Source organism: Nocardia sp. NPDC051750 (genome assembly GCF_044453135.1).
Taxonomy (GTDB): Bacteria; Actinomycetota; Actinomycetes; order Mycobacteriales; family Mycobacteriaceae; genus Nocardia.
Window position 1 is genome coordinate 399,837 of the sequence record NZ_JBITCK010000004.1, and the last position, 12,732, is coordinate 412,568.

General features: G+C 67.7%; 9 protein-coding genes. 4 read left to right on the top strand and 5 right to left on the bottom strand.

Going from position 1 to position 12,732, the window contains the following annotated elements; genetic code table 11:
• The first annotated feature begins 43 nt into the window (after nucleotides 1-43).
• Complete coding sequence (locus tag ACIA75_RS20270; protein ID WP_397106121.1) at nucleotides 44-2,278, top strand: glycoside hydrolase family 3 N-terminal domain-containing protein; 2,235 nt, start codon at nucleotides 44-46, stop codon at nucleotides 2,276-2,278.
• A gap of 391 nt (nucleotides 2,279-2,669) precedes the next feature.
• Here ACIA75_RS20270 and ACIA75_RS20275 read toward each other — a convergent pair whose 3' ends face one another.
• The 5 genes from ACIA75_RS20275 to ACIA75_RS20295 are packed head-to-tail and all read right to left on the bottom strand — an operon-like array spanning nucleotide 2,670 to nucleotide 8,145.
• Nucleotides 2,670-2,963 carry a hypothetical protein gene (locus tag ACIA75_RS20275; RefSeq protein ID WP_397106123.1) on the bottom strand — a complete coding sequence of 98 codons (294 nt, stop codon included), beginning with the start codon at nucleotides 2,961-2,963 and terminating at the stop codon, nucleotides 2,670-2,672.
• Nucleotides 2,960-3,835, bottom strand: coding sequence for an ATP-binding cassette domain-containing protein (locus tag ACIA75_RS20280; protein WP_397106125.1), 876 nt, complete (start codon nucleotides 3,833-3,835; stop codon nucleotides 2,960-2,962). The genes ACIA75_RS20275 and ACIA75_RS20280 overlap by 4 nt, the downstream gene beginning before the upstream one ends.
• The gene (locus ACIA75_RS20285; RefSeq protein ID WP_397106127.1) at nucleotides 3,832-5,646 is read right to left on the bottom strand and encodes a dipeptide/oligopeptide/nickel ABC transporter permease/ATP-binding protein; all 1,815 of its coding nucleotides are present in this window, start codon (nucleotides 5,644-5,646) and stop codon (nucleotides 3,832-3,834) included. Before ACIA75_RS20285 ends, ACIA75_RS20280 begins: the two co-directional genes overlap by 4 nt.
• Nucleotides 5,643-6,584 (bottom strand): ABC transporter permease, encoded by a 942-nt coding sequence (locus ACIA75_RS20290; protein ID WP_397106129.1) that lies wholly within the window; start codon nucleotides 6,582-6,584, stop codon nucleotides 5,643-5,645. The genes ACIA75_RS20285 and ACIA75_RS20290 overlap by 4 nt, the downstream gene beginning before the upstream one ends.
• Nucleotides 6,585-6,630: 46 nt before the next feature.
• On the bottom strand, nucleotides 6,631-8,145 hold the full coding sequence (locus ACIA75_RS20295) for an ABC transporter substrate-binding protein (protein ID WP_397106131.1): 1,515 nt from the start codon (nucleotides 8,143-8,145) through the stop codon (nucleotides 6,631-6,633).
• 1,154 nt (nucleotides 8,146-9,299) lie between these two features.
• Between ACIA75_RS20295 and ACIA75_RS20300 the strand changes: the two genes are divergently transcribed.
• The 3 genes from ACIA75_RS20300 to ACIA75_RS20310 are packed head-to-tail and all read left to right on the top strand — an operon-like array spanning nucleotide 9,300 to nucleotide 12,661.
• Complete coding sequence (locus tag ACIA75_RS20300) at nucleotides 9,300-10,526, top strand: cysteine desulfurase family protein (RefSeq protein ID WP_397106133.1); 1,227 nt, start codon at nucleotides 9,300-9,302, stop codon at nucleotides 10,524-10,526.
• Nucleotides 10,527-10,529: 3 nt separating this feature from the next.
• On the top strand, nucleotides 10,530-11,630 hold the full coding sequence (gene mnmA, locus ACIA75_RS20305) for a tRNA 2-thiouridine(34) synthase MnmA (RefSeq protein ID WP_397106135.1): 1,101 nt from the start codon (nucleotides 10,530-10,532) through the stop codon (nucleotides 11,628-11,630).
• The gene (locus ACIA75_RS20310) at nucleotides 11,627-12,661 is read left to right on the top strand and encodes a methionine synthase (protein WP_397106137.1); all 1,035 of its coding nucleotides are present in this window, start codon (nucleotides 11,627-11,629) and stop codon (nucleotides 12,659-12,661) included. Before mnmA ends, ACIA75_RS20310 begins: the two co-directional genes overlap by 4 nt.
• Nucleotides 12,662-12,732: the final 71 nt, after the last annotated feature.

A 12,732-nucleotide genomic window follows, 5' to 3' on the forward strand; every position in this document is an offset into this window, starting at 1 on the left:
CGCTCCGCCCGCCGGTTTGTTCAGGAACAACGAAGGAACTGTCATGTCTCTGCATCCGCTCATCACCGAACTGACCGACGCCGAGAAGGCCGCCCTCTGTACGGGCGCGGGTTTCTGGGATCTCACCGGAGTTCCCAGGCTGGGAATCGATGGCATCAGTGTGGCCGACGGCCCGCACGGCCTGCGCAGGCAGGACGCGGACGCCGACCACCTCGGCACGACCGATTCCCGGCCGGCGACCTGTTTCCCGACCGCGTCCGGATTGGCGAGCAGTTTCGACCCGGAACTACTCGCGCGGATCGGCGCCGCGCTCGCGATCGAGGCGCGGGCGGCTGGGGTCGGAGTCCTGCTCGGGCCTGGTGTCAACATGAAGCGGTCCCCGCTGTGCGGGCGCAACTTCGAGTACTTCTCCGAAGACCCCTATCTCGCGGGAGAACTCGGTGCGGCGATGGTAGGCGGACTGCAGGACAACGGGATCGGCGCGTCGCTGAAGCACTTCGCGGCCAACAACCAAGAGCACAGTCGGATGACGGTCTCCGCCGAGGTCGATGAGCGGGCGCTGCGAGAGATCTACCTCCCCGCGTTCGAAACCGTGGTGCGCAAGGCGCAGCCGTGGACGGTGATGTGCTCCTACAACCGGCTCAACGGCACCTATGCCGCCGAGAACCGATGGTTGCTCACCGAGGTGCTGCGCGAGGAGTGGGGTTTCCAGGGCCTGGTGGTGTCGGACTGGTTCGCCGTCAACGACCGCGCGGCCGGAGTCGGCGCCGGCCTCGACCTCGAGATGCCCGCGAGCTCGGACGGGCCCGCCCGGGTGCTCGCCGCGCTGGAATCCGGGGAACTCGACCGTGCCGACCTCGATCTTGCCGCGTCGCGGGTGCTGACCTTGATCGACCGGGCGCGCGCCTCCGACGGACCCGCGGTCGTCGATACCGATGCCCATCACGAGCTGGCGCGTGATGCCGCCCGCCGATCCGCGGTGCTGCTGCAGAACGACGGCGCGCTGCCGCTGGCGGGGACCGGCGCTCCGATCGTGGTGTGCGGCGCGTTCGCCGTCACGCCGCGCTATCAGGGGGCGGGGAGTTCGCGGGTGGTGCCGACCCGGCTGGACAACGCCCTGGACGCGCTGCGTACGGCGTTGCCCGATCGCACCATCGAGTACTTCGCCGACTACGATCTGGCCGCCGCGACGGCTGCCGCGGACGCGGCCGAGGTCGTGGTCTTCGCCGGACTGCCCGATTCCGCCGAGTCCGAGGGCTACGACCGATCGGTGATCGATCTGCCCGCCGATCAGGTCGAGTTCCTGGATACGCTGCGGCAACGGCGCGGCCGGCTGACCGTCGTCGTCCAGGCGGGCTCCGCGGTCACCCTGCCGTTCGCCGACCACGCCGACGCGATCCTGCTCGCCTGGCTCGGCGGCCAGGCAGGAGGCACCGCCGTCGCCGACCTGCTGTCGGGCGCGCACTCGCCGACGGGCAAACTCGCCGAGACCATCCCGCTGGACCTGCGGCATACCCCTGCGTACACGGCCTTTCCCGGTGACGGCAACACGGTCGAGTATCGCGAGGGCATCTTCATCGGCTACCGCTGGTACGAAACCCGCGGCCTTCCGGTCGCCTTCCCCTTCGGGCACGGTCTCACCTACACGACGTTCGCCTACTCCGACCTGGAGGTGACGGTCGAAGGGAACAGCGCCACGGCGGAATTCACCATCACCAACACGGGGCAGTGCCCGGCGGCGGAGGTGGCGCAGATCTACGTCGCCGACCCGGAGTCGGATCTCGCCCGCCCCGTCCACGAGCTGAAGGGGTTCACGCGGGTCGAGCTCGGCCCCGGCGAATCCCGTCGGCTGCGGGTCGAACTCGATCGCCGCGCCTTCGCCTACTGGCATCCGCGGAAGGGCTCCTGGCACGTGGAGGCGGGCGAGTTCGTCATCCAGGTCGGCGCGTCGAGTACCGATATCCGGGTGACCCAGACCATCCAGCTCGACGGCGAGGCCTTGCCCAGCCGGCTCACCCCGACCTCGTCGACGGGCGCCTGGCTCGCCGACCCGGTCCATGGGCCCACGCTCCGCGAGATCCTGGGCCGGGCTTCCGGCGGCCTGGCGGGGGTCCTGCTGGACAACCCCGAACTCGACTTCGGCCGATACAGCATGCTGGTCGGAACTCCGCTCAACCGGCTCTGCCGGATCGACGCGGTCGACTTCGACGTCGATGCGATCAACGACATCATCACCACCGCAACAGCTCCGGTTCCGCAGACGCACGCCGCAGGCTGAGCTGGATCGCCTGCGTCCAGTAGATCGGTAGTCACGCGCAATGCTCGGCTGGGATATCCCCGCCGAGCATTGCGCGTTGTGGGCGGCGAGTTGGTGGGCGATGCGTACAAGACCAGGACGTCCCATAGTCTCTGCCCGAGCGTGCGCCGGCCGGATGGTCGAGACGGCTCCCGGCTCGGACAGCGCAGATCGTCCTCGGCGGGCAAGGTACGTGCGCGGCCGGTGGTCCAGCGGCGTCGCTCGCGGAACGCCCATCGCTACCGAAGCTTCGGTGACCTGCTGACACCCGAACCCGGCGACACCTCCGCAAAAGCGACACGGTCGCCGCAACCATCCTGTCGGAAAGTTGCGACGACTGTGGAAGTCGCTGTTGAGCCGGTGGTGTCCGAGGTCAGTTCCTGGACGAGATGGTGATCGAATGGGCCGGACGTGGTGCGGCGGCGTCTGCGGGCACCAAAGTGCTCGCCGCGATCGTCGCGATGAGCATCGTGATCACCGCTGTGACCGCGGGGATGACGAAGCGCCGCCGCGCGCGCAGATCTCGCCGGCCGAGTACGAAGGAGATCGTCAACACGATCGCCCCGGCGATGAGCGGGGCGGGGAAGGCGGCGAACAGGAACGTCGAAGCGATCGCGATCGCGGTGAGCAGGATCGGAACGGCGGACATTCGGGACGGTGCGATCACGGCGCCTCCTGGAGTGCGGTGGACCGACCGGCGGTGGGCGGTTCGGCGGGATTCCGCTCGTGCGTTTGCCCGCGTTGCCGTCGTCGCTCGCGTTGCCGGGCCGGGTCGGCGACAGGGGAGGCGAAAAGCAGGTCGCGGGTGAACGGGTGCTGTGGGGACTCGGTGACCGCGGCGCACGATCCCGACTCGACGATCTCGCCCTGACGCATCACCGCGACCCGGTGGCTGATGTGGCGGACCACCGAAAGATCATGGGAGACGAACAGATAGGCGACGCCCGTCCGCTCCTGGATGTCGACAAGGAGTCGCAGGACTCGATCCTGGGTGCTCAAATCGAGAGCCGACACCGGCTCGTCGCACACGATCAGTCTCGGCTGCAGCGCGAACGCCCGCGCGATCGCGATACGTTGCCGCTGCCCGCCGGAGAACTCGCAGGCGTAGCGCGCACCGGCATCGGCGGGCAGGCCGACCGCGTCGAGGAGCTGTGCGACCCTGTCGCGGGACTGCGGTCCTGATCGTCCGGCAGCGGTCAGCGGCTCGGTCAAGATGTCGGCGATCGTCATGGACGGATTGAGCGAGGTATAGGGATCCTGGAAGATCACCTGGATCTCGGAGCCGAGTCGACGGCGCCGAGTTCGGGTGGTGTGGCTGATATCCTCGCCGTCGAACGCGATCGATCCCTGGGTGACCGGTGCCAGACCGAGGACAGCGCGTCCGATCGTCGTCTTTCCCGACCCGGAGCCGCCTACCAGGCCAACAGTCTCACCGGCGCGGATATCGAGCGAGACGTCGCGGACCGCGGTGAAGGCCGCGGTGCGCCGATTGCGGCGGGGATAGGTGACTGTGAGGTCACGGATGTCGAGCAGGGTCATAGGGTGGTCTTCTCCATCCGGATCGCGTCATCGGCCTGCTCGCGGTCGAACGGCGCCCGAATGTGGTCGGGATCCGGCATCGAGTCCAGCAGTTGCCGGGAGTACGGGTGTTGCGGGTTCGCGAAGAACTCCTCGACGGTGGCGGTTTCGACCACCGCACCCTCCCGCATGACCGCGACGTCGTCGCACAGGTCGGCAACGACACCGAGGTTGTGGGTGACGAGCAGGATCGACATCCCGAGTTCGGCTTGCAGGTCACGGAACAGGTCCAGGATCTCGGCCTGCACGGTCACATCGAGGGCGGTCGTCGGCTCGTCCGCGATGAGTACCGCCGGATCGGTCGAGACGGCACCGGCGATGAGGACACGCTGGGCCATACCGCCGGAGATCTGATGGGGGTAGGCCGCGAACGTGCGTTCCGGTTCGGGTATCCCGACGCGTGCGAGTAGCTCGAGCGCGCGCTTGCGGGCCTTGTCCTTGCTCATGCCGCGTACACGTAGCGGCTCGACGAGCTGGAATCCGATCGTGAAGGCGGGATCGAGATTGCTCATCGGTTCCTGCGGAACATACGCGACCCGCGACCGGACGAGCTTGCTTCGTTCGGCAGTGGACAACGTCAAGGTGTTCACGCCGTCGAGCCACACCTCGCCGTGCTCGACTCGCGCGGCGGCGGGCAGCAGGTCGAGGATCGCGAAGGCCGTCTGCGTCTTACCGGAGCCGGACTCGCCGACCACGCCGAGGGTGCGTCCGCGCCGGAGCTCGAACGCGGCCGAGCGCACCACCTCCCGCCCCTGTCCGGCGCCGGGGTAGGCGATCACCAGATCGCGGACGGCGACCACGACGTCGGGAGACGGTGCGGCAACTGCGCTGTGCGGGACCGGGGTCCGGGCAGCGGAACCAGCACCTGCGGGTGCGTCGTCGCCGGTGCGGGCGAACGTGTCCCGTATCCCGTTGCCTACCAGCATGAAGGCCGCGATGGTCAGGGTGAGAGTGACTCCTGGCCAGATGAACAGCGCCTTGTTGCTGTAGAAGACGAGGAATCCCTCGTTCATCATCTGGCCCCAGGTCGCGGTCTCGGTGTCACCCAGACCGATGAAATCCATGCCGGCTTGTGCGGTGATCGCGACACCGCACAGGATCGAGGTCATGATCACGATCGGGCCGCGCACTACACCGAACACATGGCGCGCGATGATCCTGGCGTCGCGCAGCCCCGAGATCCGGGCGGCATCGACGTACAGCTCGTTCTTGACCGCGATGACCTGACCGCGGACCAGCCGGAATACCGCGGGGAACATCAGCAGCCCGAGGAATGTCATGACGGTGCTGGTAGCTGAACTCGTCACCGACACCAGCGTGATGAGCAGCAGCAGCGAGGGCAGCGACATGATGAGCGCGGCTACCCATTGGCTGATGGCATCGAGCTTCCCGCCGAAGTATCCCGCGGACAATCCCAACGGCACCGCCACCGCCAGCGCCACGCAGACCGCCAGCGCCGCCCCCAGAATCGTCGTCTTCGAGGCGACGACAAGACGCAACAGGACGTCACGGCCTGCGGTGTCGGAACCGAGCAGGTGACCTCCGACCCCGGGTGCCCCGTTGCGATAACTGAGATCACCACTGATGCCTGCTTCGGGGTGGAACCACTCCAGGTAGAACGCGCCGAGTACACACGCCGCGACGACGAGCAGAATCGCGAGCCCTACGTGTGTGGCGGAGTTGGTTACCAGATCCGCACGGATGTCGTGGCGTTCGCGCGGGTCGGTTGGGTCGGGGCCACCGGCAGCGGGGGGCCCAGGGATATCGGTCATGAGACGCGTGCCTTCGGAATGGCCCAGGCGAGGGCGAGATCGACGAGGAGGTTGACGGTTGCGACGAACACCGTCGTGAGGATGACGATGCCCATGAGCACCGGCCGGTCGCCGCTGAGCGTGGCATTGACCGCCATGCTGCCGAGACCCTCCATACCGAAGACCTTCTCGATCATGAACGATCCGCCGATGAGACCGATGAGCTGCAGCGACAGCGTGGTCAGCCAGGCTGGGGAGGCGTTGCGCATCGCATGCCGCCACAGCAGTGAGCGCTGGGAAATGCCCCGGGAGCGCAGCGTGCGGATGTAGTCGGAGGCCAGGACATCGACCAAGGCACCGCGCGCCTGCTGCGCGCTGGCCGCCACGCCGGCCAGCGCCAACGAGACGACCGGAAGCGCCAGCGAAGCTCCCCAAGCAAAGGGTGACACCGTGAGGGGGACGAAACCGGCGGCAGGGAACAGCTGGAGACCCACGGCAAGCCAGGACGCCAGCAGCATGGCGACGAGGTAATTCGGGATGGCATGGGCGACGATCGATCCGGCCTGGATCACGCGGTCGACCGCGCCTCGCCGGGTCGCGGCCAGAATCGCCAGCCCGGTGCTGGCGAAGGCGACGACCACGATCGTCAGTGCCATCAGGGAGAACGTCACCGGCAGTCGTTCTCCCACGACGTCGACAACCGGCTGCTGGCTGAGGTACGACCGGCCCAGATCGCCACGGGCCAGGTCACCGAGCCAGGGGAGGAACTGCGCGATCAGTGGCTTGTCGAGGCCGAGTTCGCGGGTCAGGTCGTCAACGGCCTGGGGCGTCGCCGCTTCGCCGAGGATGTTTCGAGCCAGATCGTCGTTCCCGCTACTCAGGATGAGGAAAGCGAGGATCGACACTGCGAAGATCATGCCGACCGCTGCCCCGAGCCTGCGCAGAATCAGCAACGTCATCGGCGATCACCGCCGCTCGTGCTGTCGATGGTAGCCAGGAAATCGATCATTTCTGCACCGGCTGGAATCGCGAGAGGTCAGGCACCGAACCGGTGAGCTGATATTCGGTCGTAATCCCCGGAGTGAGCGCGAAGTACTTGCCAGGGCGGAACAGTGGGACGAACCAGGCGTTCTCCACCACATATCGATTGACTGCCTTGTACGCGGCGGCCGATTCTTCCGGGCCGTTGGCGACGCGGACCCGCTCGATCAGTGCGTTGAGCTCTGGGGTTTCCGTGCGCATCGGATTATAGCCCGCGCTGGGAGCGACCGAATTCGTGATGGTCTGCCATGGTGTGTTCGACGCGAGCTGGAAAAGCGTCACCGGAATCTTGCCCGAGGTGATATCCGAGGTCATCGTGGTCGGGGAAATTCGCTGCCACTCGACGGTGACGCCGATCGCATTCAAAGCCTGGTCGATCGTCTTGTTGATCGCGGGTCCGAGAATCGCACTGAGGTCGGGCAGTGGCAAGGTGAAACCGTCGCCGTATCCGGCTTCGGTGAGCAGTGACTTGGCCTTGTCGACGTCGTAGTTGTAGTGACTCTCCAGCGCCGGGTCGTAGGCGATGGAATCCGCGTTGAAGATTTGCGCGGTCGGCACCGGATTACCGTCGGTGATCGAACTGATGTAGTCGCGATCGAACGCATAGTTGAGGGCCTGCCGAACCCGGACGTCACCGAGCGCGGGCACGGACGTTCCGGCCCGATCGAGCAGGAGCAGCCCAGCCCACTCCGTGGATTCACTGATCACCTTCACGCCGCTCGCCTCGAGTTCCTCGGTGACGGCGGCACGCACCATCGCGGCGTCCACCTGCCCGGTCTTGAGCTGATTGAGGACCGGATTGACATCAGCGAAGTACTTGATCTCGACCGTGTCGAAAGGGTAGGCGGCCGGATCGATATACGCGGCATTGCGTTGATAGAGCTTCCGTTCGGCGCTGGACTCGCCCGCCTGGAGGGTGTACGGACCCGAGCCGGTCGGCGCGGTCGCGAGATCGCCGCGGGCAATCGCGGCGGGTGCGGCCATTGCACCGAGCGTGCTGCTCAGGTTGGTGAGCAGGCCCGGGTCCGGCCGCCTGAGGTGGATGACCACCTGGTGCGTGCCGGCGACCTCGACGGACTCGATCGCAGTGGTCATCGGGCCGTTGGGTCCGGGTGTCGCCATGAAGTGATCGACGTTCGATTTGACCGCCGCGGCATCGAAGGCGCTGCCGTCGCTGAAGGTGATGTCGTCGCGCAGGGTGAGGGTGAGATTCAGCTTGCTCTCGTCATAGGACCACGCCGACGCCATTCCCGGCAGTGGCTCGCCGTCGACGTCGCTGTGCAGGAGGGTGTCATAGACCGCCTGCCAGTACAGGGCCTGTGGTCCGACCCGCATCAGCGGTGGGTCGAACGATGTGTTGGGCTGATTCGTGACCAGGACAAGGTTCTCGTCCGGTCCGGCTAGGTTGCCTCCAGCGCCCGCGCACCCGGCGGCGGTCAGCATTGCGGAGACAGCGAGCGTGGCGACTTTCACTCTCATTTTCATCGGTCCTTGGCAGTACAGGCTGGGCAGTGTCGCGCCAGCTCGAAAGGTCGCCGACCGATCAGACGGTAGGCGTGTTGGGTGGCGTGTCGGCTGAGCTGAATGCAGCTACGAAGGCCCTATCACGCCGGGGCGCCGACATATGCGTGGTTGTCCCCGGCACGTGGACCACCCGGGTATGCGGTGGGGCAACAGCTCGCCGCCGGGTCTCGGTGGGCCGGCAACGCCGCGTGGGAGGGGTGGTGTTGTGGTCGTTGCTCGGACGTCGTCCCCGATGCAACCGTTTGTTATATGCATGCGTATCTAGAGTGCCTTCATGATGGGCATCACGCACTTGGCCTTGACCAACATAGATCAATGTTGAACGAGTTTCTGGCGGATTCGCGTGCGAGCTGCAAAGGGACTCCTATGTTCCTGCAAATCTATGTGCACAGCATCACATTGGGGGTTGTCGGTGTCAAGGTGCCGGCGATTCGGGACGCTGGCGGTCACAGTGATATCGCGGCTCGATCCGCGACCCTGGCCCGCCTGGTGGCGCGGAGTCGGTGCGCAGGAACAGAAAGTCTGCGGGCGCGTTCAACCACCGGTACCGGTCAACGGCTTCAGGCGGGTCACTGCTTCGGCCGCCCGTATCCTGATTTCGGCCATGTGGCCGGCCGCGATGACCGCAACGCGGGCGTCAGGCCCGGAGTGACGATGAACTGTGCGATGAGGTCGATGGCCGGCAGTGCTGCGCCGGACGGTGCCGGTGTGGCAGTGGGCAGGACATCGGTGGCGCCGTTGTCCAGGTAGCCCGCTACGGCACGGGCGGCACAGGATCTGGCCCTGAATCTGTCCGCCTCACACGCAGAGTGCTACTGCTTCCTGTCCCCTGAGGTTCCTGTCCCCTGAGGCCGGGCGGGGTAGCCGCGGTGGCGGCACCCGTTCAGATGCCCGGTTCGTCGATTCGGCCGGGTGATCCGGTCCCTCTCGTGGGTGCGTGGAGTCTGCATTGTTGGGTGCAGCCAAGTCTTCTACGGGACCACATGGATCCGGGAATGCCAGTGGTGCCTGCACTGTTGTGGATCGTGTGCAAATCGTAGAAAAATCGTAGAAGCAGGGGGGAGACCCCGAAGATTCCCAGGTCAACGGTGGTATAGGCTGAATCGGTCATGAAATCGGCTTTCCCGGGTGCGGTCAACGGTGTGCCCACGACGGTTTACCTCGATCATGCGGCGACCACACCGATGCTGTCGGCCGCCATCGAGGCGATGAACGCTGTCTTCGGGCAGGTGGGGAACGCGTCCTCGCTGCACGGGTCGGGCCGGGCGGCCCGGCGGCAGCTCGAGGAGGCGCGCGAATCGATCGCCGCGGATCTGGGGGCCCGGCCCTCGGAAGTCATTCTCACCTCCGGGGGAACCGAAAGCGATAATCTCGCGATCAAGGGCATCTACTGGGCGCGGCGGGACGCCGACCCCCGATGTCGCCGGATCCTGGCCGGGGCCACCGAGCACCACGCGGTGCTCGACGCGGTGGAATGGCTGGAACGGCACGAGGGCGCGCAGGTCACCTGGCTGCCGGTGGACACCGACGGGATCGTCTCGCCCGAAACGCTGCGCGCCGCGCTGGCCGAGCACCCCGACGAGGTCGCTCTGGTGACCGTTATGTGGGCGAACAACGAGGTCGGCGCGATCCAGCCGGTGTACGAGCTGGCGGCGCTGGCGCGCGCGGCGGGGGTGCCGATGCACAGTGACGCGGTACAGGCCGCGGCGCAGCTGCCCATCGATTTCGGTGCCAGCGGGCTGGCCGCGGCGAGTTTCGCCGGACACAAGCTGGGCGGCCCGCACAGTGTGGGGGTGCTGCTGCTGGGACGGCAGGTCGGGTGCGTCCCGATGCTGCACGGCGGGGGGCACGAACGGGATCTGCGGTCGGGGACTTCCGATGTCGCCGCCGCCGTCGGGCTGGCTGCCGCGCTGCGTCAGACCTCGGTGGAAATGGCCTCCCGGACAAAGGAACTGACGGCGCTGCGGGACGAGCTGATCGCCGGGATCCGGCAGATCGTGCCGGATGCCGTGCTGAACGGCCCGGACGGCGACAGCCGGTTGCCGGGTAACGTGCATTTCACCTTTCCCGGGTGCGAGGGCGATTCGCTGCTCATGCTGCTGGACGCGGCGGGTATCGAATGCTCCACCGGTTCGGCGTGCACGGCCGGGGTCGCCTCACCGAGCCACGTCCTGATCGCCATGGGGGTCGATTCCCGGGAAGCGCGCGGATCGCTGCGGTTTTCCCTTGGACATACCTCGCGGCGATCCGATATCAAGGCCCTGTTGGAAGTATTACCGCAAGTGGTGGAACGAGCCAGGGCCGCGGGCCTGGCCGGTGCGAGAGGAGGTGCGTAGCGTATGCGCGTACTCGCCGCGATGAGTGGTGGAGTCGATTCCGCGGTGGCGGCGGCACGGGCTGTCGACGCCGGACACGAGGTGGTCGGGGTGCATCTGGCGCTCTCGTCGGCGCCCGGCACGCTGCGCACCGGGTCGCGTGGCTGCTGCTCCAAGGAGGACGCGGGTGACGCCCGCCGGGCCGCGGATGTGCTGGGGATCCCGTTCTACGTCTGGGATTTCGCGGACCGTTTCAAAGAAGATGTGATCGACGATTTCGTCGCCGCCTACGCCGCGGGCGAAACACCGAACCCGTGCCTGCGGTGCAATGAGAAGATCAAGTTCTCCGCGCTGGCCGACCGGGCGGCGGCTCTCGGGTTCGACGCGGTCGTCACCGGCCACTACGCCCGGCTCGCCGACGGTGTGCTGCGCCGGGCGGTGGACGCGGACAAGGACCAGTCGTATGTGCTCGCGGTACTGACCGCCGAGCAGTTGCGGCGCGCGATGTTCCCGGTGGGCGATACACCCAAACCGGAAATCCGCGCGGAGGCCGCCGAGCGGGGCCTGGCCGTGGCGAACAAGCCGGACAGCCACGACATCTGCTTCATTCCTTCCGGTGACACCCAGGCGTTCCTGGGTGCGAAGATCGGTATCCGGCCCGGTGCCATCGTCGATCCGCAGGGCGCCGAACTGGGGCGACACGACGGGGTGCACGGGTTCACCATCGGCCAGCGCAAGGGTCTCGGCCTGCCGGGGCCCGGGCCGGACGGGAAACCCCGCTACGTCACCGAGATCGATCCGGACTCCGGCACCGTGCACGTGGGCTCGGCCGACGACCTGCAGGTGTGGTCGATCGAAGCCGGCCGCGCCGTGTGGACCAGCGGTTCGGCACCCGAGGGACCCGTCGACTGCATCGTCCAGGTGCGGGCGCACGGGGGTACCGCGCCCGCCACCGCGGAAGCGGTGGGCGACGGCATGCTGGTGCGGTTGCACGAGCCGCTGAGCGGTGTCGCGCGCGGTCAGGCGGCGGTGCTGTACCGGCCCGACGCCGCGGGTGACGCGGTACTGGGGAGCGGGACCATCGCGGCCACCGCGCGCACGGCACCGGCCGGCGCGCCCCGATGACAGCAGCCGGTTTCCCGGCGGGGGTGGCAACGGGGGTCGGGTCGTGGCCGGGTACCGATCCGCGGGAGGCCGCCGCGGTCATCGTCGGTGAGCTGCCCGGGCTGCCGCATCTGGTGGAACTGCCCGCGCGGGGTGTGGGCGCGGATATGGTCGGGCGGGTCTCGGCCCTGCTGGTCGATATGCGTTTCGACACCACACCGCGCGGCTACCGGCTGGCCCCCCGGCCGGGATCGGTGTCCCGGCGGGCGCACGATCTGCTGCGCACCGATCTGGACGCACTGCAGGAAGCCTGGGAGAACGCCGGACTGCGCGGGGCCGGGCGGACGGTGAAGGTGCAGGCGGCCGGTCCGCTGACCCTGGCGGCGCAGGTGGAACTGGCCGGCGGTCATCGGGTGCTCACCGATCGGGGTGCCGTGCGCGATCTGGCGGATTCACTGGCCGAAGGGCTGGCGGCGCATATTGCCGAGGTGGGTGCCCGGCTGGAGGCTGAGGTCGTCCTGCAGTTGGACGAACCGTCACTGGCCGATGTGCTGAACGGCTCGCTGCGCGGGGCCAGTGTGCTCAACACGATCGCCGCGGTGCCCGAGCCGGAAGCGCTGTCGATCCTCGACTCGGTCCTGGAACCGCAGCGGGTGCCGACCCTGGTACATACCTGCGCGAATCGACCGCCGCTGGAATTTCTGGGCAGGTCGACGGCCGCCGCGCTCGGGTTCGATCTCGCGACGCTCGCCGGGACAGCCGGGCTCGACGCGGTCGGTGAGGCGCTCGACCAGGGCAAAATCCTGGTACTGGGGATGGTGCCCACCGTCCGGCCCGGCAACCCGGTGACCTGGCGGGAGATCGCCGAATCGGGCGCGCGCCTCGTGGACCGGCTCGGTTTCCCCCGGGCCGATCTGGCGCGGCGGGTGACGGTGAGCCCCGCCTGCGGGCTGGCCTGTGCTTCGGGGAGCTGGGCTCGGGACGCACTTCGCCTGGCCTCGGATACCGCGAAGGCCTTCGCGCAGGATCCGGAATCGCTCGTCCCGCAATAGCAGTCGGCGGCATCGGTCGCTCGAGGCCGGCGTGCTGCAGAACCGGAAGCCCGTGCCGCCACCCGCGGTAC